The organism is Campylobacter porcelli, assembly GCF_002139855.1.
GTDB lineage: Bacteria > Campylobacterota > Campylobacteria > Campylobacterales > Campylobacteraceae > Campylobacter > Campylobacter porcelli.
The window spans coordinates 1,332,699-1,353,918 of sequence record NZ_CP018789.1 but is presented as its reverse complement, the minus strand read 5'-3'; the positions used below and the strand labels follow the sequence as shown (position 1 = coordinate 1,353,918).

General features: G+C 28.2%; 22 protein-coding genes and 1 pseudogene. 16 read left to right on the top strand and 7 right to left on the bottom strand.

Features of this window, described 5'->3' with window-relative positions; genetic code table 11:
• Positions 1 to 10 precede the first annotated feature (10 nt).
• From CSUIS_RS06830 to CSUIS_RS06820, 3 genes are read right to left on the bottom strand one after another with little or no spacing between them, the layout of a single operon-like run.
• Positions 11 to 1,000 carry a GNAT family N-acetyltransferase gene (locus CSUIS_RS06830; protein WP_086298185.1) on the bottom strand — a complete coding sequence of 330 codons (990 nt, stop codon included), beginning with the start codon at positions 998 to 1,000 and terminating at the stop codon, positions 11 to 13.
• Positions 1,001 to 1,222, bottom strand: coding sequence for an acyl carrier protein (locus tag CSUIS_RS06825; RefSeq protein WP_086298182.1), 222 nt, complete (start codon positions 1,220 to 1,222; stop codon positions 1,001 to 1,003). It abuts the gene before it with no gap.
• Between the two features lie 2 nt (positions 1,223 to 1,224).
• Positions 1,225 to 2,814: an HAD-IIIC family phosphatase gene (locus CSUIS_RS06820; protein ID WP_086298179.1), complete on the bottom strand. Its 1,590-nt coding sequence runs from the start codon at positions 2,812 to 2,814 to the stop codon at positions 1,225 to 1,227.
• Between the two features lie 216 nt (positions 2,815 to 3,030).
• Between CSUIS_RS06820 and CSUIS_RS06815 the strand changes: the two genes are divergently transcribed.
• The 16 genes from CSUIS_RS06815 (at position 3,031) to CSUIS_RS06740 (ending at position 18,376) form a co-directional block, all read left to right on the top strand.
• Complete coding sequence (locus tag CSUIS_RS06815; RefSeq protein ID WP_086298176.1) at positions 3,031 to 3,402, top strand: glycosyltransferase family A protein; 372 nt, start codon at positions 3,031 to 3,033, stop codon at positions 3,400 to 3,402.
• Between the two features lie 32 nt (positions 3,403 to 3,434).
• Entirely contained in the window at positions 3,435 to 4,943 is a 1,509-nt protein-coding gene (locus tag CSUIS_RS06810) for an ATP-grasp domain-containing protein (protein ID WP_086298173.1), read from the top strand.
• Between the two features lie 9 nt (positions 4,944 to 4,952).
• The gene (locus CSUIS_RS06805) at positions 4,953 to 6,425 is read left to right on the top strand and encodes a glycosyltransferase (protein ID WP_086298170.1); all 1,473 of its coding nucleotides are present in this window, start codon (positions 4,953 to 4,955) and stop codon (positions 6,423 to 6,425) included.
• Positions 6,426 to 6,452: 27 nt separating this feature from the next.
• A complete protein-coding gene (locus CSUIS_RS06800; protein WP_086298165.1) occupies positions 6,453 to 7,913 on the top strand; it encodes a CDP-glycerol glycerophosphotransferase family protein in 1,461 nt (486 codons plus the stop codon).
• Between the two features lies 1 nt (position 7,914).
• Positions 7,915 to 8,613: an IspD/TarI family cytidylyltransferase gene (locus tag CSUIS_RS06795; protein ID WP_086298612.1), complete on the top strand. Its 699-nt coding sequence runs from the start codon at positions 7,915 to 7,917 to the stop codon at positions 8,611 to 8,613.
• A complete protein-coding gene (locus CSUIS_RS06790) occupies positions 8,613 to 9,662 on the top strand; it encodes an NAD-dependent epimerase/dehydratase family protein (protein WP_192940176.1) in 1,050 nt (349 codons plus the stop codon). Before CSUIS_RS06795 ends, CSUIS_RS06790 begins: the two co-directional genes overlap by 1 nt.
• A complete protein-coding gene (locus CSUIS_RS06785) occupies positions 9,655 to 10,344 on the top strand; it encodes an L-ribulose-5-phosphate 4-epimerase (protein ID WP_086298159.1) in 690 nt (229 codons plus the stop codon). Before CSUIS_RS06790 ends, CSUIS_RS06785 begins: the two co-directional genes overlap by 8 nt.
• Before the next feature lie 94 nt (positions 10,345 to 10,438).
• Complete coding sequence (locus tag CSUIS_RS06780) at positions 10,439 to 11,620, top strand: acyltransferase (protein ID WP_086242666.1); 1,182 nt, start codon at positions 10,439 to 10,441, stop codon at positions 11,618 to 11,620.
• Between the two features lie 186 nt (positions 11,621 to 11,806).
• Complete coding sequence (rfbA, locus tag CSUIS_RS06775) at positions 11,807 to 12,691, top strand: glucose-1-phosphate thymidylyltransferase RfbA (protein ID WP_086298156.1); 885 nt, start codon at positions 11,807 to 11,809, stop codon at positions 12,689 to 12,691.
• A gap of 1 nt (position 12,692) precedes the next feature.
• Positions 12,693 to 13,250 carry a dTDP-4-dehydrorhamnose 3,5-epimerase gene (rfbC, locus tag CSUIS_RS06770; protein ID WP_086242678.1) on the top strand — a complete coding sequence of 186 codons (558 nt, stop codon included), beginning with the start codon at positions 12,693 to 12,695 and terminating at the stop codon, positions 13,248 to 13,250.
• Positions 13,251 to 13,260: 10 nt separating this feature from the next.
• Complete coding sequence (gene rfbD / locus CSUIS_RS06765) at positions 13,261 to 14,127, top strand: dTDP-4-dehydrorhamnose reductase (RefSeq protein ID WP_086242668.1); 867 nt, start codon at positions 13,261 to 13,263, stop codon at positions 14,125 to 14,127.
• A gap of 2 nt (positions 14,128 to 14,129) precedes the next feature.
• Positions 14,130 to 15,140, top strand: a complete 1,011-nt coding sequence (gene rfbB / locus CSUIS_RS06760; protein WP_192940175.1) for a dTDP-glucose 4,6-dehydratase — start codon at positions 14,130 to 14,132, stop codon at positions 15,138 to 15,140.
• Complete coding sequence (locus CSUIS_RS06755; protein WP_086298150.1) at positions 15,140 to 16,090, top strand: glycosyltransferase family 2 protein; 951 nt, start codon at positions 15,140 to 15,142, stop codon at positions 16,088 to 16,090. The genes rfbB and CSUIS_RS06755 overlap by 1 nt, the downstream gene beginning before the upstream one ends.
• Positions 16,091 to 16,143: 53 nt before the next feature.
• Positions 16,144 to 16,824 (top strand): RICIN domain-containing protein, encoded by a 681-nt coding sequence (locus CSUIS_RS06750; RefSeq protein ID WP_086298133.1) that lies wholly within the window; start codon positions 16,144 to 16,146, stop codon positions 16,822 to 16,824.
• Positions 16,821 to 17,642: a cytolethal distending toxin subunit B family protein gene (locus CSUIS_RS06745; RefSeq protein WP_086237427.1), complete on the top strand. Its 822-nt coding sequence runs from the start codon at positions 16,821 to 16,823 to the stop codon at positions 17,640 to 17,642. Before CSUIS_RS06750 ends, CSUIS_RS06745 begins: the two co-directional genes overlap by 4 nt.
• Positions 17,639 to 18,376 (top strand): RICIN domain-containing protein, encoded by a 738-nt coding sequence (locus CSUIS_RS06740; RefSeq protein ID WP_086298130.1) that lies wholly within the window; start codon positions 17,639 to 17,641, stop codon positions 18,374 to 18,376. Before CSUIS_RS06745 ends, CSUIS_RS06740 begins: the two co-directional genes overlap by 4 nt.
• A 297-nt stretch (positions 18,377 to 18,673) precedes the next feature.
• Here CSUIS_RS06740 and CSUIS_RS06735 read toward each other — a convergent pair.
• From CSUIS_RS06735 to CSUIS_RS06720, 4 genes and pseudogenes are all read right to left on the bottom strand, one after another.
• Positions 18,674 to 18,886, bottom strand: a pseudogene (locus CSUIS_RS06735) (FliM/FliN family flagellar motor switch protein); the annotation flags it as partial.
• A 27-nt stretch (positions 18,887 to 18,913) separates the two neighbouring features.
• Complete coding sequence (locus tag CSUIS_RS06730; protein ID WP_086298146.1) at positions 18,914 to 19,741, bottom strand: glycosyltransferase; 828 nt, start codon at positions 19,739 to 19,741, stop codon at positions 18,914 to 18,916.
• Positions 19,738 to 20,826 (bottom strand): DegT/DnrJ/EryC1/StrS family aminotransferase, encoded by a 1,089-nt coding sequence (locus CSUIS_RS06725; protein WP_086298143.1) that lies wholly within the window; start codon positions 20,824 to 20,826, stop codon positions 19,738 to 19,740. The genes CSUIS_RS06730 and CSUIS_RS06725 overlap by 4 nt, the downstream gene beginning before the upstream one ends.
• Positions 20,823 to 21,215, bottom strand: coding sequence for a sugar 3,4-ketoisomerase (locus CSUIS_RS06720; protein WP_086298140.1), 393 nt, complete (start codon positions 21,213 to 21,215; stop codon positions 20,823 to 20,825). The genes CSUIS_RS06725 and CSUIS_RS06720 overlap by 4 nt, the downstream gene beginning before the upstream one ends.
• Positions 21,216 to 21,220 lie beyond the last annotated feature (5 nt).

Here is a 21,220-nt window from a genome sequence, read left to right as displayed (position 1 = left end):
ATTTATATTTTTATGATTTGCTTTCAATCAATTCTATTATAAACATGTTATTTAAAACCACAAAGCAAATTCTTTTACCAAAAAATTGAGATATTTTCATTGGAGATATAATTTTTGCTCCTAGCTTAACTGTAAAAATTTCAAATGCTTTATCAATATCGCTAACCATATATCCAAAATGATATAACTTAATACCTTGTTTTAGCCAATAATCCAATGTGCTTGAACCTTCTAAATTTTCCAATAATTCCAATCTTGGTTGATTTTTTGCCGTTATAAAAAGACCTTTTACCCCTTGATTAATATCACCATCAAAGAAGGCTTCTTTGGTATATCCAAGCATAGCATAAGTTTTGAATTCCTTTTCAATATTTTTAGTTGCTATGCCTATATGGTGAAATTCAAAATTTCCTAATGCTACTTTTAAATTTCTTTGAAATATTTTTATAGATTTCTCTTCTAAGCCAAAACTAACACATGAAAAATAATTATCTCTATCAATAAATTGCCATACTGCATTATAGCTTTGCCCATCTATTTCGAATTCATTAATTAAAATTTTTCTAGTTTTAGCTCCAATTGATTTATGAAATTCTACAACCAATACATTATCTTCTATTGTTTTGGTGTATATTTCCGCTAAATTTAATCTTTTAAAAGCAAATTTATATGCCAATTGTATACTTTCAATTGTAGCCATTGAACCTTTTTTTACAACCCAACGACCTAATTCTGCAACTCTATCCTTTATATTATAAATACCAATTAAACCTTCTTTTTCTCCAGTTAAGTTATTTTCAACTACAAAATAATAATCATCAGGTGATTTAAAATATTTGTTTAGCCAATTAATTTGTAATTTTAAATCTCTAGAGATTTTATGTATATATTTATTACGCTCAGAATCTTCTAGTCTTATATCAATAATAAACTGAGCATCATCTAGTGTCACTGGTCTAATAGAATATGCAAAACCTTTCTCTTTAAAGCTATGAAACATCTATTGTGCTTTCGTTTTTATTAAGTCAATAATTTTTCTAACGGTAGTTGTATCACCAATCTCTTCTTGGGTAAAGACAATATCAAATTCTTCTTCTAAAGCTATAATAATCTCAACATGAACTATTGACTCCCACAATTTCTCAATATCTATTTTTTCTATTAATTGATCTCTATTAATTTTCGCAATTGTAGAAATTATTTCAATAATTTTATTGTCCATATTTACTCCTCTATTATAATTGACACTAAATCTTGATTAATGTCTTTATTAAATTTAGAACTAGCATTAATAAAATCAAATAAATTTTCTACTAAAAAATTCTCAGCAGGTTTATTTCTTTCACCCTTTATAAAATTAATTTTAAACTCAGAACGACCAAATTTATCAAGAGCTAATTGTATAGGATAAAGTACAATGCTATTATCAATACCTCTACCTAATGCTCGGCAACTAATAAAACACTCTTCCATTTCTAAATATCTATTTTTATCTCTAAATACACAAACTCCAATGATGCCGCTATTAGATAACTTATCTTCCAATTTAATAGTGATTACCATACAATTCTTATCGTTCATTAATTCCTTAACTTCAGTTTCGCTATATCTCTTATATCCACAAATAAATTGGTTAGTTTTATTAGCTAATTCAGAAATTCTAGGAATTTGCTTATTGTTATTTATTGAATATGTCAATTTAATATCTAAACTTTTTATATAATCTGCTTTAGATAAAGTTTTTTGTAAAAACTCTCTTTGCTTATTAGCTTGAGTATCTTTAGAGCGTATTTTATCTTCATCTTTTATATTTAACTTCAACATTCTAGGATAATTTTTTAAAACATTAAGCGTTATATCTGCTTTATTTTTAGCCACGATATATTTTATACTTGGATAATCATTTAACATAGAAATTATTTCACCCATATTATCATCAATAAATAAAACGCTATCAATGCCAATATTGAGAAATTTAATAATTTCACTTACTGCTTTGGATTTTTCTTTCCAAGATATATAGTATTTTGTAATATGCTCTAGTTGGAGTGGAAAATCTTTTCTAGTTTTAAACATTTCAATAACATCTTGCTCTTCATTTTTAGATGCTAAACAAATAAAAAAACCCTGTTTAGATAATTCTACAATATGTTCTTGAAGTAATTTATGAGCATTAGTTAGTTCTAACCCATATATTTTATCTTCCCCCAATACGCCTTTATATAGCGTATTATCTAAATCAAAAATCAATGCCTTAATATTAGGTAAAAGTATAGAAGGTATATAATTTAACCCTAAATCTTTAGAAATCTCAATTAAAGCTTTGGAACTTAGCTTGGTTCCAGAAAATTTTTCCAATCTTAGATCTAAATAGTCATCATTTAAAAAATGCTTAATTTTATTAAGATTATAAACAACTACGCTACTGTTTTCAATAGTTAAATTTGTTTCAAAAGGAATAATAAGTATTTTTTTAGAATAAATTTTGGTTAAATATTCAATTCTGTCAATAATAAATTTATTAAAATCAATATTTTGATATCTTGTAGAATCTATCCAAAGTATCAATAAATCAGAATTTTGATCTAAATTTAAAAAGGATAACGAATCATCATAATCACTATAGCTAAATTCTATACTGATTTGAGCATAATCTAAAAAAGGCTTTAATGAATTTTCTATAAGCTCAAAAGAGTGGTTTCTATAAACATTAATTCTAAACCTTGCAAGATTTGCTAGTGAAGACGAATAAGATAATATTTTACTTCTAGTTAATTTATTTTCAAATATAAAATCTTGTAAATCACTTATCATAAATAACAAACCTCTTTCAAATTTTATTTGAAATAATAATTTTGTTTTGAAGATTATAGTTTTCAATACTAGTTGGATGGTTGTGTGGTTTGGTGTTGTTAAATTTGTATTTGTTTTTAGCTGAATAAATTTAAATTTTATATATTTTTTATATTTTATTTAAATAAATTGTGATATGATTTCAAATCAGATTTTATTTAGGATTTTAAGAAAAATATGAGTGGCAAGAGTGTTGGTGTGATTATCCCTATTTATAATACTAGCAAATATTTGGATAAGTGTTTAAACTATATTTATTCGCAGACCTATCAAAATATCAAGATAATGCTTATAAATGATGGCAGCACCGATAAAAAAGTGGATGAAGTTATGGAAGATTATGCAAATTATGATGATTATATAGAAGCAAACCATCCAACTAGTATTGAAAACTATAATCTTCAAAACAAAATTATTATTTCAAATAAAGAGTGGTCAGAGTTAAGTTTAAAGCAGAGCAATACTCTCTTAGTCGATACAAACTTGCAAACTATAAGTATTTTAACGCAAAAATTTTTATCAATTAGACACTTGCTAAGGTATTGGTAAATTTATGGAAGAATTATTCAAAGGTAAAGTAGATGATTAGAATTCTATTTCTTTCAGCTGGAACTAATGCGGCTTACCATTGTATAAAAATATTAAAGGAAAAATTTAGTAATAATTTTTATATAGTTGGAGTAGATATTAATGAAAAATATTTAGTAGCATCTTGTAATTATTTAGATAATTTTTATAAAGTGCCAAGGTCGGATTCTATGGGCTATTATGATATAATTTTAGAAATTTTAGCACAAGAAAATATAGATTTTTTATTTACAATCTTAGATGTTGATCAAGGTTTTTTTAGTTCCGATAATAAAGACTTAGAAAATATAGGAGTTAGAACTTTTTCTGTGGATTCAAAGCTTTGGCGTAGCTACAAATCAAAAGATACAATGAATAATCTTTTAAATTTACATGGCTTTTTAACTCCAAAACTATATAATTTGAATGAAATAGAACTAAATAGAAAATATTTTATAAAGTCTAAAAAAGGTTTTGGATCTATAGGAGCAAGAATTGCTACGGGCAAAGATATTCACAACATAAATAATGTAGATGATTATTTAATACAAGAGATTTGTATAGGGCCTGAGTATACTGTTGAGTGCTTTAAATATCATAATACAATAAGAACCGTAACTAGAGAAAGAATTGAAACAAAAGCTGGGGTATGCACAAAAACTAAAGTTTTTAATAATCTAGAACTTGAACATATAGCAAGAGAATTTGCGAAAAAAATTGATTGTCCACATTGCTTCAATTTACAATTTATGAAAAATTCTATAGATCAATTTGTTATAACAGATGTTAATTTTAGATTTGCCGGCGGAATGAGTTTAGCATATGCTGCTGGTTGGGATGAAGTATCGGCATTAGCTGAAATAATGCTTAATAAATCAGAAAATGAAATTTTGGCCACTGTACCAGATAAAATTCAACCCCAATACATAGTAAGAGCTTATAATGATGTAGTGACTAAGATTGATAGATCTATTGTTGCTTTTGATTTTGATGGAACACTTTTAGATAGCAGAAAAAGGCATATTGTTGTTCTCGATGATATTTTAAAACAATTTGATATTAATTTAGATACAACGGATTTAATTGATTTCAAACGAAACAACAAAAACAATGTTGATTATTTAATTTCAAAAGGCATAAATGAAAATCTTGCAAAAGAAATTCAAGCAAAATGGATTGAAAACATTGAAAAAGAAGAATATTTGGCACTTGACACATTATACTCTGCAACAATCAAAGTACTTGAAGAATATTCTAAAGAAAATGATTTAATCTTAGTTACTGCAAGAAATAATAAAGTTGGTTTGCAAAATCAAATTGATAGATTTGATTTAAGAAAATATTTTAAAGAAATTTATGTTGTAAATTCTAACAAAGATATATCAACAAATAAAGCACAAATTTTAAAAAATGAAAATGTGGCTAAATTTTTTGGAGATACATTAAGCGATAAAAAAGCTGCTGATTTGGCTGGGATAGAATTTATTTATTGTGAAAATGGATTCTATAAATTAATACAATAAGGGGAATAAGTGAATTTACACGAAGAAATTAGAAAAATAATAAATGAAATAAAATTACAAGGTTATAATAATATTTGCATATGGGCACCAGCACTAAATGTTGGTGGCGGTACATATGTATATTGTAATTTTGTTAATTATTTAACTCAAAATACAGATTTAAATGTTTATTATATGGATTATTTAGATAGTTATGCTAGGCATCTTTTAAAGAATAATAAAAAGGTTAAATTTTTAACTTATGATGAAAAAAATCCTAATTTCCCTTTAAAAGATAAAACTATAATTTTAGTCAATAGTACTAGAATAGTGCAACTAACCAATATGAATCCGGATAATAAAGTACTTTTTTGGCATTATGAGACTATAAAATGTGGTTGGGATTTAGTATTGATTGATAATGAAACTAAAAAATATTTTAAACTTGCTAAAGATAATAATGCTATGATATATCATGATTGGTCTGGTAGATATAGTCTTAATATGACTTATAATGTTGGATTTAAAAATAAGGATTATTTTTATATAACCTTACCACCAGTTAGTACATTTTGTGATAAAAAATATACAGATCAAAATAGTATAAATATTGCTTTTTTAAGCAGATTGTATCCAGATAAAATTCAAAGTTTATTTTATTTGATAGATAATTTTTCCAAGTATCAATCTGATAAAAAAAGACGATTACATATTATAGGTGATGGTAAATCAAAAAAAGATGTACTAGAATTTTGCAAAAAATATGAAGATAATATAGAGTTTATATTTACTGGGACAATTTCAAGGAATAATTTAGATTCTTATCTTATTGATAATATTGATATTTTATTTGCGATTGGAACCAGTGTGCTAGAGGGTGCCAAACTAAAACTTCCTTCTGTAATGTTATTTACTGGTATTAATAAACCAATTAAAAGTAACGAGGCTATATGGATATATAATTCAAAAGAACATACTGTAGCAATAGTAGAAGAATCAAAGCAAGCATTTGGCGTTAAATGTGATACATTCAATGATATTATTGATTCGGTATATCAAAATAAAAATGGAAAAAGAGACCAAGGCAGAAAATGTTATAAATATTATTTAGATAACCATAGCAGTTATGATGAAATGGTCATAGGACTTTTAAATGCACTTAAAAATACTACTTTAACATTTAGAAAAATACAAAAATGCATTCGGTATATTCCTTATACTTGTATGAAGATAACTATTTATAGATTTTTTGGATTTAATTTGATTAAAAAATATAGCATATTAAATAGAGTAAAAGTTAAATTGTTAATGTGGTCTATCTATAGAAGCAAGATAAAACCAAATTTAGAAATATATCATATTTTGGGAATTAAGTTTTTAGAAAAAAGAATTATGAATGTTAATTTGGTGACATATCATATTTTGGGAATTAAGGTTTTTAGTAGGCAAATAAAATCAGTATTTAAATTTCCAGCGACTTTATTTAAAGATGATTATAAATAAAAATTAAAAAATAAACCAGGAGATATTATGGAAAATCAAGAATCTATATTAGAGATATTTGGTATAAAAATATTGACAATTAGAAATATAAATATTGGTGCCAAGAACATTTATTTATTTTTCATTCCATTTTTATCTATTAGAAAATCAAACAATATTACAAAGATAAATTTACTTATATTGCATAGACTGCATATAAAAATTAAAAATAACTATACTTTATGGTCTAAAAAAAGAACAGTAGATAATATTATAAAAAGAAATAAGAAAAAACGAAAAGATATTATAAAAAGATTTAAAAAAGGTGAAAAGATTAAAATTTGTTTAATGGTTCAAAGACCTGGTATTTGGCATTTTGACGATTTATATAATATATTTAATAAAAATTCTCAATTTGAATTTTTTGCTTTTATTGCTCCCGAAAAATCATATACTCGCCTTATTCAAGAAAAGTATATGACAGAAATTGAAAATGAACTTAAAAGTAGAAATATTGTTTATTATAAAGGATATGATTATAATAGAAATAAATTTATAGATCTAAAAACAGAGTATAATCCAGATATTATCATAAATACTGATTTTTGCAAGTTTCATTTTCATGAAAAATATTATATTGATAATTTTCAAGATAAAATTAATTGCTTAAATGAATATGGATTTTCAGTAATGCAAGATGAAATGACTTCAGATTTTGATTTAAATAATAGAGTAGATTTATATTTTAGACCTACATATATTCATTATAATATGGCTAAACAATATATGAAGAATAAAGCAATTAATGTTAAAGTTACTGGTAGTCCAAAACTAGATAAAAGATTTGAAGCAGATTTTAAGCCAGTAGATATATGGAAGTTACAAGATAGGCCTAAAAAAAGAATTATATGGGCCCCACATAGATCTGATAGATATCCAAAAAATATGTATCAATATAATGGGTTTTATATTTTGTATGATTTTATGCTTAAATTAGCACAAAAATATAAAGATGAAGTACAGTTTGCCTTTAGACCGCATCCTGTATTAAAATCAGATTTATATCATATACGATGGGGTATCAAGCAAACTGAAGAATACTATAAAAAATGGGACGAGTTGGATAATACACAATTATTTGAAGGTAATTTTATTGATTTATTTGCTACTTCCGACGCAATGATAACTGATTCATGTTCATTTTTGGCAGAATATACATCTTTTAATAAACCTATTTTTCATACCGTTACTCCAACATCTAGAACAAAATTAAACGAGTTCGGAGAAGAATTATATAATTTTTTTTATAGACCAAGCGGCACTAAAAATGGGGATCTAGAAAAAGCTGTAGAAGATTATATTGTTAATATTATTATAAAAAATAATGATTATAAAAAAGAGCAACGAACAGAATTTGTAAAGCAGTATTTTGGAAAAATTAATGGCAAAACCGCTTCGGAAAATATATATGATGAGATTATAAAATTTTTAAAAAAAGGAGATGTTTAATATGGCAATCATAGGGTTAATTATAGCAGGTGGAGTAGGTGCTAGAATGCAACAAGCAATTCCTAAGCAATTTTTGACAGTTTATGATAAGCCAATCATTGCATACACTATGGAAAAATTCGAAAATCATCCCGCAGTAGATATTATAGCTGTTGTATGTCTTGATGGATGGGAACATATATTAGAAAGCTACGCTAAGCAATATAAAATTACAAAGTTAAAACATATATTTCCAGCTGGTGCAGTGGGTCAAGAATCTATCAAAAATGGTATTATGGGTTTGACAGAATTTTATAATGATGATTCAATTGTGTTAATTCATGATGCTATTAGACCAAATTTATCTGAAGATATTATTTCAGATTGTATTTGCTCAATTAAAAAGAATGGTTTTACGGTTGTTGTTGTTCCTTGCAATGAGGCAATGATGGAGACTTATAATTTTGAAAGTTCAGAAAAATCCTTCCCAAGAGATAATTTAAAACGAACTCAAACCCCGCAAGGTGCAAGACTAGGTCAACTTGTTGAATTGCATAAAAAAGCAAAAGAAAAAGGAATAATAAATTCAGTTGCAACATGCACATTAGTAACTGAAACTGGAAGCACAATATACTTTTCGACCGGTTCTAGTAAAAACATTAAAATTACAACACAAGAAGATATAGATATCTTTAAAGCACTATTAAAACAAGGTAAATGATGTATATTAATAATAAACTTTATCAAGAGGATATAAAAAAAATCATTATTGAAGATTTTATTTTTTTAAAAAATAAATCAATATTAATTACTGGAGCAAGCGGACTTATAGGCTCATGTATTGTTGATATTTTAATGTTTTTAAATAAAAAATTTGATTTTAATATAAACATTTTTGCAATTTTTTCCAATATTGAAAACTTCGAAAAAAGATTTCCAAGCTATAAAAACAATAAACATTTTAATATCCTAGTTCAAGATATTGCAAATTTATTTGATTATAATTTTTATGTTGATTATATAATTCATGCAGCAAGCAATACTCATCCGCATTTATACGGGACAAAGCCCGTTGAAACAATTAAATTAAATATTATAGGAACTTTAAATGTTTTTAATTTTGCAAAGAAAAATAAAAATTCAAAAAGTATATTTTTATCTACAATGGAAGTTTATGGTTCTAATTATAATATAAAAGCCTTTAAAGAGAATGATATTGGTTTTGTAAATTTTATGAAATCGAGAGCTTGTTATCCTGAAAGTAAAAGAACTTGTGAAACTTTATGCCATTCATATATTGAAGAATATGATCTAGACATTGTAATTGCTAGGCTTGGTTATATTTATGGTCCAACAGTAAAAATGGATAGCACAAAAGCAGATGTTCAGTTTTTAGCTAAAGCATTAAATAACGAAAATATTATTATAAAAAGTGAGGGACTTCAAAAACGCTCTTATTTGTATGTTTTAGATGCCGCTGCGGGATTATTAACAATTCTTTTAAAAGGTAAAAAGGGTGAAACATACAATGTCGCAGCAAAATCTGGAAATGTTTTATTAAGAGATTATGCCAAACAATTAGCTCAAATTGCCAATGTTAGAATTGTTTTTGAGAACGCTACAGAACAAGAACAAAAAGGATTTTCGACTGTTTTAAATTCGACTTTAAATGATGAAAAAATTAAATCTTTAGGTTGGAATGAAAAATTCACATTTAATGAGGCAATAGAACATACCTTTAAAATAAAAAAGGAGCTAATAAATGCTTAAAGAGCTTAAAGAACAAGTTTTTAAAGCCAACTTAGAACTTGTGAAATATAATCTTGTAATATTTACTTGGGGAAATGTATCAGCTAGAGATGGAGATTACATTATTATTAAGCCTTCTGGTGTAGAGTATGATAAAATGAAAGCCGATGATATGGTTGTTTTAGATTTAGATGGAAATAAAATTGATGGGAAATATAATCCATCTTCTGATACTTTGACTCATTTAGAATTATATAAGGCTTTTCCAAATATTAAAGGCATCACGCACACACACTCCAACTATGCTACCTCATTTGCCCAAGCTGGTTGCGAAATAGTAGCCCTAGGCACCACTCATGCTGATTATTTTTATGGAGCAATCCCCATTACACGTCATTTAGATGAAATAGAAGTAGTAGAAAATTACGAAAAAAATACTGGAAAAGTAATAATAGAAGCTTTTAAAGGTATTGATTATATGGCAATTCCAGGAGTATTGGTAAGAAGTCATGGGGTGTTTGCTTGGGGTAAGAGTGCTGGCGACTCTATACATAATGCTGTCGTGATAGAGGAGCTAGCTAAAATGAATTATCAATCTATACAATTAAATCCAGATATAAAAAATTTTCCAAAATATATCTTGGATAAGCATTATAGCAGAAAACATGGTAAAAATGCGTATTATGGACAAAAGCATATTTAGTCTATAAAATTTTATAGACTAAACTATATTTATTATAATTTCATTTTTTTTTTTTTTGATAATCTACCGCCAAAGATTTTCTCAAAGGCGAAAGATGCAAAAACATACTAAAGAGAATGGAAATGTGGTTTATGGAGATCTTTCTAGGCAGGTAAATTTAAAACTAGATTTTAAAGGTAAGAATAATATTATATTTTTTGCTGGAGGTAGTAAAAATATAAATATTTGCTTTTATGGAAACAATGCGCTGGCATTCATAGGTAATAATACAATTATTTCAGGTCAACAAACCGCCATGAGTAGTGATAGTGTTTTATTTGTTGATGACAATTCTAGTTTTGGTGGAGTGACAATAAGACCTTTTGAAGCAAAAAACATAATATTTGGCAGAGATTGTATGTTTTCTTGGAGTACAGTAGTTACATCCACAGATCATCATTTGATTATGGATTGCAATACAAATAATAGAGTTAATTATTCTAAAAGTGTATATATTGGAGATCATGTTTGGTGTGGAATGGAGGCGACGATTTATAAAGGTTCATTTGTAGCATCTGGAGCCATTATAGGTACTAAAAGTTTAGCTACTAAGATATTCTATTCTAATACTGCAAATGCTGGCATTCCGGCTAAAGAGATAAAAAATGAGCTATTTTGGCTTAGGGATAGTCCATTTGCTGGTCAATGGACAAAAGAACAAACTTTAAAACATTCAAATATACCAAATGATGATTTTAAATTTACCTATAACAAAGCCGAGTTTTTATCCCCAAAAGCTATTGAAGAAAAACTTGATAGTCTTAAAACCGCATTTGAAAAGCTTGAATTTATCTATGATGCGATTTATTGTAATAAAAATAAAAATCGCTTTGCCTATTTTAAAGATATGCCTTATGATATTCCATTGCCAAAATATGAAAACAAATTTAAACTTTTAAAATTTGAAGAGATAAAACCTACTTTAACTACCCAATCAAAGTCAGTTGCTTCGCAACCTTCTCAGCCATCTTCATTAGAATTAGAAATAAAAATTCTAAAAGACAAACTTATATCTAAAGAACAAGAAATTAAAAATATGAAAGATAAAATTGAGAAACAAAATGCAAATATGCACAATTTAGAGAATAATTATCAAAAAGCTTTAAGAGCTAAAAGTCATCTAAGTTATAAACTCGGTCAAGCTCTTATAAAAGCTGATAAAAATCGTTATAAAGGCGGGTATATTAAATTTATTTTTGAAGCTATGAAAATCAAGAGAGAACATAAATATAACTAGCAATAGCAAAATCATATTTATAAAAAATCTTAATATTTGAGATAAGTAGTTGCATATAATTCTTAAAGTTAAGATTGTTACGGTGTTTATTGATATTAATTATGGCAAGGTTATTAAATAAATTTTTACAAAAAGTATAGTATAATTCCATAGCTTAAGTTATTTTTAGGTAGGAGATTATCCATTATGAAAGGTATCATATTAGCAGGTGGTAGTGGAACTAGGTTATATCCAATCACAAAAGGTGCAAGTAAGCAAATTTTACCTGTTTATGATAAACCTATGATATATTATCCGCTTTCTGTGCTAATGTTAGCAGGCATTAGAGATATGCTTATAATTTCCACGCCACGAGATTTGCCTAGATTTGAAGAGTTATTGGGTAATGGGGCAAATTTGGGAATAAAGCTTTCTTATGCTGCTCAGCCAAGTCCAGATGGATTAGCTCAAGCTTTTTTGATTGGTGAAGAATTTTTAGACGGAAGTAGTGCTTGTTTGATTTTAGGTGATAACATATATTATGGTCATGGGCTAAGAAATTTATTATTCAAAGCCAAAGAGGCTATCAAACAAAATTATGCTACAGTATTTGGGTATTATGTTAATGATCCTGAGAGATATGGCGTTGTTGAATTCGATAAAAATGGCAAAGCAGTAAGCATAGAAGAAAAACCAGCTAATCCAAAAAGTTACTATGCAGTTACAGGATTGTATTTTTATCCAAATGATGTGGTAGAAAAAGCCAAATTGGTTAGACCATCCAATAGAGGAGAATTAGAGATTACCACGCTTAATCAATTTTATTTAGATGAAAACAGGTTAAATGTGGAAGTTATGAACAGAGGATTTGCTTGGCTAGATACTGGAACCCATAGCTCTCTTTTAGAAGCAAGTATTTTTGTTAAAACAATTGAAGATAGACAATCTTTAAAAATAGCATGTTTAGAAGAGATAGCTTATGATTTAGGATATATTAATAAACAGCAGTTGTTAAAAATGGCTGAACCTTTGAAAAAAAATCAATATGGTCAGTATTTGCTTAAACGAGCTAATGAAATTTCTGAAAAATAAAATGAAATTTACTAGATTATCAATACCAGATATTGTCTTAATCGAACCAAATATATATCAAGATGATAGAGGTTATTTTTTAGAAAGTTTTAGATTGGATAAAATTAGGGAATTTCTAGGCTATAATATTGACTTTGTTCAAGATAATGAAAGTAAATCAAATTTGTGGGTATTTAGAGGGTTACATTATCAAAAACCTCCATTTACTCAAGCAAAATTAGTAAGAGTTATTTCTGGTTCAATATGTGATATAGTTGTGGATATTCGTAAGAATAGCCCAAATTTTGGACAATATCTAAAAATAAATTTAGATGGAATATCAAAGAAGATGCTTTTTATACCAAAGGGTTTTGCTCATGGTTTTTTAACCTTAGAAAACAATACAATCATTAGTTATAAAACTGACAACTATTATAGTTTTGAACATGATAGTGGAATTGCTTATAACGATCCACAAATCGGAATTGATCTGGAATTTGATGAAAATAAATTGATTTTAAGCGATAAAGATAAGACTCAGCCGATGTTATCAGATATAATTAGTCCATTTGATTTTTAAGTATAAAACTATGGAAAGAATTTTAGTTTTTGGTGCTTATGGGCAGCTTGGTAGCGAGTTTCGATATTTGTCAAATAGGTACTCAAATTTTTCTTTTATGTTTCTTGGCAAAAATGATATTGATATTATAAACTTTAATGAAACTAAAGAATTTATCAAATCTAAGAGTTTTACTGTTATTATAAATTGTGCCGCATATACTAATGTAGATAAGGCTGAGGAAGAATTTGAATATGCTAAATTAGTTAATTATAAAGCTGTAGAAAATTTAGGTAAAATAGCTCATGATAATAATATTAAATTTATACATATCTCTACTGATTATGTTTTTAATGGTAATCATTGTTCTCCATATTGCGAATTTGATCAAGCCTTTCCAATTAATAAATATGGTCTTAGTAAATTAATGGGAGAACAAATACTTATTAATATGCAAATAAAAAAATGCATAATCATAAGAACATCATGGCTATATGGATATTATGGTAAAAATTTTGTATATACTATATTAAATGCTATTAAAGCCAATAATCCATTATCAGTGGTATCTGATCAAATAGGAACTCCAACAAATTCTAGAGATTTAGCTACTACAATTTTAAATATAGTTCCATTAATTAACAACGATAAACCGCAAATATATCATTATAGCAATGAAGGAGTAGCTAGTTGGTATGATTTTGCCAATGCTATAACTAGTATTAGTAAGATAAAGTGTCAAATATTTCCCATTGAGAGCAAGGATTACCCTACAATTGCAGTTAGACCATTATATTCTGTATTAAATAAATCTAAAATAAAGCAAGATTTTGGAGTAGCTATCCCATATTGGAGAGATAGCTTAGTAGAATTTATAAAAAGTATTAAGGAGTTATAATAATGAAATCAATACTACTTACTGGCACAGCTGGTTTTATAGGTTCAAATTTTGTAGAATATTTTTTAAATAAATATGAAAATTACATATTAATCAATCTTGATTTATTAACATACGCTGGAAATCTAAATAATCTTAATAAATGTTTTAATAATCATAGATTTAAATTTATTAAAGGCGATATTTGCAATAGAGAATTAGTGGAGTTTATATTTAAAGAGTATGATATTAAAGGGGTTATACACTTTGCAGCAGAATCTCATGTGGATAATTCGATTAAAAATCCGGGCGTATTTATTCATACCAATGTTAATGGTACCTTTACTTTAGTTGATGTGGCATATAAATATTGGATGGATAGCCCATTTAATTATAAAAATAAATATGATGGTTGTAGATTTCATCATATTAGCACAGATGAAGTATATGGAACACTAGGAGATATAGGATTATTTACCGAAACAACTCCATACGCACCAAATTCGCCATACTCGGCAAGCAAGGCAAGTTCTGATATGATTATTAGAGCTTATGTGGAGACTTATGGGTTAAATGCAGTTATTACAAATTGCTCAAATAACTATGGCCCAAAACAACACGATGAAAAGTTAATTCCTACTATAATTCGCAATGCCTTGCAAGGAAAAAATATTCCCATATATGGCGATGGTAAAAATATTCGCGATTGGCTATATGTACTAGATCACTGCAAAGGCATAGATTTAGTTTATCATAATGGAGTAAGAGGCAATACTTATAATATTGGCGGCCGAAATGAAAGAACAAATTTAGAGATAGCTAACACAATTTGTGAAATATTGGATAAGAGATTACCAAAACCCACTAGCTATAAAAATCAAATCACTTTTGTCTTAGACCGCGCAGGACATGATAGACGATATGCAATTGATGCTACTAAAATAGAAACTAAGCTTGGCTGGAAGGCTGATGAGAATTTTGATAGTGGAATTATAAAGACTATAGACTGGTATTTAAAAAGGTATAGCTTATAATGCATACGCCAACTATTGCTGTTATAATGGCAACCTATAATGGTCAAAAATATATATCTAAACAACTAGATTCTATATTGGCTCAAACTTATTCTAATATTGTAATTTATATTAGAGATGATTGTTCTAGTGATAATACTATGGATATTATAAGTAAATATAAACAGAAATACAGCCATAAGTTTATTATAAATAAAAATAAACAAAATTTAGGTTTTGTAAAAAATTTTGAGCTTTTATTGAGTGAAGTGGATTATGATTATATAGCCATTAGCGACCAAGATGATATTTGGAAGCCAAATAAATTAGAAAAAGAATTAAAAGCTATGATGGAGATAGAAAAAGATAATCCAAATTTGGCTATTATGGTTCATAGCGATTTAGAAATAATTGACTCAGATGAAAATCAAATTTGTAAATCATTTTTAAAAAAAAAGGGTTATAGTCTTTCTCATAGCAAAGATTTAGGGCAAATTTTAGGACCATGTGGAGTAATGGGAAATACAATTTTAATGAATAAGAATTTAAAAAATATTGCTTTACCTTTTAGTGCTAATATAGAATTTCACGACTATTACTTGGCAGTTATTAATGAAATATACGGAAAAAGAATTACATTAAATGAACCATTAGTTCAATACCGCATCCACCTTGATAATACTAGTAATAATAATATATTAAAATTAGAAAAAAATAAATATAGAGGATTGCCATTTTTAAATACAGGTAAAGCTATGTGTTTAAAATCGTTAAATAAAGATAATATAAATATAGAAGATTTAAATATAATTAACTTTTTTTTGGATTATTTAGAATGTAAAGATTATGCTTTTTCTTATTATTTTAGCTTATTAAGTAATAATTTAGTTAAAAAAGGATTTTGGTATAGATTTAAATTATTTTTTAAGTTTATTATTAATACCCCATTAAGTAAAATTATGCTAAGATAATTAAGATTAATTATCAATATTAATCCACTAAACTACTTATTAAAAGGAATTAGATGAAAAGAGTGATATTTCCACTTATAATATCTCTATTTTTTATATCTTGTGGTTCTGGTAAATCCCCATACGCACCACCTGTAATAGATGATAATTTAACTACAAACCCTATGAAATCTTTAGTATCTAATAGAGCTGATGTAGATAGTAACTTAAGCACTCCAAATGGTGCCCCGCTATTAAATCTATCCGCATCTCCAAGCCTTGGTTCTAAATCAGCTGCACTAACTATAATAAACCCAATGGGCGGCTCATCTATAACCATTTGGGCTTTAGCTGAGGGAAATTGGCTATGGGGCTACACCTTAGATAACTCAAAGGATTTTGGAGCGGCTAGATTTTGGCAAGTTATAAATCTAGGTAATGATATAGCTTTAATATCAAATTTCCTTACAAATACATGCATTCACGATGAAGGCAGTGGTATAACTCACCGCAGATGCGACCCAAATAATAAATCCCAGCAATGGCAGCTCTTTGCTATGGATAATGGAGCCATTCAGCTTAAATCCACAGCTTCAAATAAATGTATAACAACAGATCTTGGCTCGCTAGTCCAAACTGGTAGCTACTATAGTCTTGCTATGAGAGATTGTAATTTTAAGCCAAATTTTAATCAACAATGGGTATTTATCCCTAAAGCTTTACCAACTGAAGTACTATTAGGATACCAACAATGAAAAATATATTAATCTTATTATTTAGCTTTATAAGCCTATTTGCTAATATAGATGACTTTAAAACAGCTACTTGGAATATGCAAGGCTCAAGTGCTAGTAGTGAGGCTAAATGGAGCATTAGCGTAACTCAAATGTTCTCTGGTCAAAACTCCATTGATGTCTTAGCTATTCAAGAAGCTGGCACTCTCCCAGCCACAGCTGAGCCAACTGGAAGGGAGTTTAGAGCATTTGGCACTAGTGTAGTAGTAACTGAGCATGTGTGGAATATAGGCTCTAGGCTTAGACCAGATCTAATATTTGTATATTTTGCTAGGACTGATGAGGGTGGTAATAGAGTAAATTTAGCTCTAGCTAGTAGAAGACAGGCTGATGAAGTATTCTTACTTCCACCTCCAACTACAGTCTCAAGACCTATGATTGGCATTAGGATAAATAATGATGCTTTCTTTAGCATTCACGCTTTAGCAAATGGTGGAGCTGATGCTTCAGCTATAGTTCATAATATAGATCTATTCTTTCAAAGATCCCCAACTCTAGCTAGCACTAACTGGATTATAATGGGAGATTTTAATAGAGAGCCAGGAGAGCTACTTAGCTCATTTGAGCTTGAGTTAAGACTTAGAACTAGAATAATTACAAATAACGCCATCACTCAAATAAGTGCTAGAAGAACTCTAGATTACGCTGTAGTAGGTAACTCCAATCGTGCAGTGTTTCCAGCTCCATTACCACCAATATCAGCTAGCACATTCTTTAGTGGATTTAGAACTCACATAGCAAGTGACCACTTCCCTGTAACATTTAGGAGATTTCCATGATAAAAACTCTATCTTTAATAACTCTAATATCTATATTTATCGTTAGTTGTGCCTCAACGCCAAATAAGACATTTTTAAAGCTTGATGGCTCACAAGGCTTTGCTGGAGATATAAGCAAAGCCCCAGATGAAAAAAGAGCCCCAGATAGAGCTCCATTATTAAATGATAAAATAAAAACACCAATCTTAACTAGCTCATCAAATAATCAAGATGGCTTTGATCCATTTACTTTGCCTTTAAGCCTAAGATCCCTTGATACAGGTATGCCTTTGGTGGTAAATTTAGGTAAATCAGATGAGACCTTTAATTATAACCTAAGAGAGGTTAAAGCATTTGAACCAAGTGTAATTAGTGATATTAAAAGGGTTGATAGCTTTGCACATTTAAGCCTTGAGTATATTCAGTTTGTATCAGCTAATGATATAAATGAGTGCTTAGGAATTGATGAGAGTGGATTTTTTATGCTAAAAAACTGCTTTGCAGATTTAAATAAAAAGAAATTTGAGACCGTATTTCAGTTAATACCACTTTTAAGTGATGCTGTGGAGATAAGATCTTTAGTCTTAGGTGGTAAGGAGTGTATAAGCACATTTTTTAATCCTAATTTAGAGCCATGGCAAAGAGTGGGAATATTAAAATGTGAATTAAGAGAGGGATTTGGTGTAGATTTGCCAAAGCTTTGGGCTATAATGCCTGAGATTAGAGAGGCTGCTATTTTACAACCGCTTGATTAGATTTGATACTGATCAAATCTATAAAAGCAGATGTTGTTATTTGACTGTTATTATCTGGCTTAGTTGGTTTATATTTTTCAGTTTAGTTTATTTTTATTTATTTAGTTAGTTTATTTAGTTTAAATTTTATCTACTCATCTTATATTTTTAATAAAAAGTGGCAATCTCCACTTTTTATTTAGTTTATTTATAATTATTTCTCTTAACTCTATGCCATATTAATTTATCATAATAATAAAAATTAATACTCTATAGGTAGTGTAAATTTGTTATTATAAATTAAAATTTAAATAATGGTTATTTAAGTTGCTCTAGACGCTCTTTTTTGGTGCCGATTTCAGTGATTTGCACGCCGAAATTTCCATCTACGATAACCACTTCACCAAGTGCGACTGGTTTATCTCCTATTAAGACTTCTAACGGATCATTGGCTAGTTGATTTAGTTCAATAACCGAGCCAATATCCATAGATAATACATCTTTTAATAGCATTTTTTTAGAGCCAAATTTTTATAATTTAAAAATATTAAACATAATCTATTTTTTTAAAAATATATAGTTTTTTATTATAAATTTAATTCTTTGGTAAAACTCATATCTTTTTGTCTTTATAACTTTAATTCTATTTAATTTTTTATTCTTTATTGTATTATATGAATGCCAACGATAAGAAAATAACACCTCGTCTATAAATTTATATTTACCCATCTTAGAAAGCTGTAAATGCATATACCAATCCTCTAATGGAGCTTTATTTGTAAACCGATCAATATTTTTAAGTGCGTCACTTCTTATTAGAGCCCCATTAGGGATATAATTTCCTTTTAATAATGTTCTATAAGCACCAAAAAAATCTAAATTTTTATCTATTGCTCTTAGTCTTGGATGTTTAGCTACGAAATATTGCCAAAATGTTACATATCCCTTGTCTAGATCAACTGGATTTTGAGCAATATCCCATGCTATTTGATTTGAATTATCATCAATTATCTCACTATCTCCTACGGCTACCACTAAATTATAATCGCTTTCTAATTTAGTACATAATATTTCTATAGAATTTGGCTTAGCTATATCATCAGAGGCAATGAAATATATATACTTTCCGCTTGATAAACTTACAAGTTTATTAAGCGTGTCATATATACCTCGATTTATTTGTGTTGCAAGTTTAACTTCTACAAATCTACCTATACACTTCTTTTCTAAGCTTTTAATTACTTCCCAAGTATTATCTTTAGATCCATCATTAATAATTATAAATTCTATGTTTTTATATGTTTGATTAATTATAGATTCTATGCTTTGTGCAATATATCTCTCATGATTATAAGCAGGCATTAAAACAGATACTAATGGCTTCATTTATGGCTATTTATTATCTCTACTACTTTTCTCATTTCATCATCACTCATCACAGGTGAAATCGGAATGCTAATAATATCATTGTGAATTTGCTCGGTTATTTTAAAGCTAAGATGATTTAGCTCTTTATAACACTCTTGCTTGTGTGGCGGGATTGGGTAGTGGATTATGGTTTGGATATCATTATCATCTAAATATCGTTTAAATCTTTCACGCTCTTTAACCCTAATAGCAAAAACATGCCACACATGGGAATTTTCGCTGTAAGTTTGCGGCAATTTAATTAATGAATTTTTAATATTTGTTAAATAATATTGAGCTATCTCTTTGCGTCTAGCATTATCATTATCTAAATATTTTAATTTTACATCTAAAACAGCCGCTTGGATCTCATCTAGCCTAGAATTTAAGCCTTGATAGATATTTTCATACTTTTTATGCGAACCATAGTTAGCTAAGGCTCGAATTTTTTGCGCTAACTCTTCATCATTTGTAGTCACAGCACCACCATCGCCTAATGCGCCTAAATTCTTACCAGGATAGAATGAAAATCCACTAGCATCGCCTAAATTCCCAACTCTTTTATCATTATAATAGGCACCATGAGCTTGAGCTGAGTCTTCGATGATTTTGAGATTATATTTTTTAGCTAAAGCCCAGATTTTTTCCATCTTAACAGCCTGTCCATATAGATGAACGACCAAAATAGCTTTAGTTTTATCAGTTATTTTGGCTTCTATTAAATCTGGATTTATGTTATATGTATTTAAATCTGGCTCTACTAGCACGGGAGTGCATTCATTATCAGTAATAGCTAAAATGCTGGCTATATAGGTATTTGCCGGAGCTATAATCTCATCTCCTTTGCCAAATCCATAAGCTTTGATAATCAGTCTTAAAGCGTCCAAGCCATTAGCGCAACCTACGCAATATTTCGCTCCACAATACGCAGCAAAATTGCTCTCAAACTGCTTATTTTGTTCACCTAGCAAATACCAACCACTATCTAGTACCTTATCAATTCTAGCTTTTATCTCATCTTTATATTTAGCATTTATTGCTTTTAAATCTAAAAATTTAATCACTTTACCACCTTTAAAAACTCATTATAATCTCTTATATACTCACTCTCGTTATAATAATCACTAGCTAAAACCATTAGCCTACAATTATTAGAAAAATTACGCATAATCCGCCATATATTTACCCCGATGTATAAACCAACATTAGGCGAATTTAGCTTAATTATCTCCTTATTCTTTCCATCATCTAGCTCAAATTCACAACTCCCAGCAAGTGCCACCACAACTTGCTCAAGTCTAGTATGAGCGTGAAAGCCCCTAGGCTCAGCATTTGTATCATAGATATAATAGACTCTTTTAATATCAAATGGAATATTTTTAAAAGACTCCAAGCTTACTAATTTACCACGCTCATCGCCTATTACATTAAAATTTAAGATTTTATAGTTCATTATGC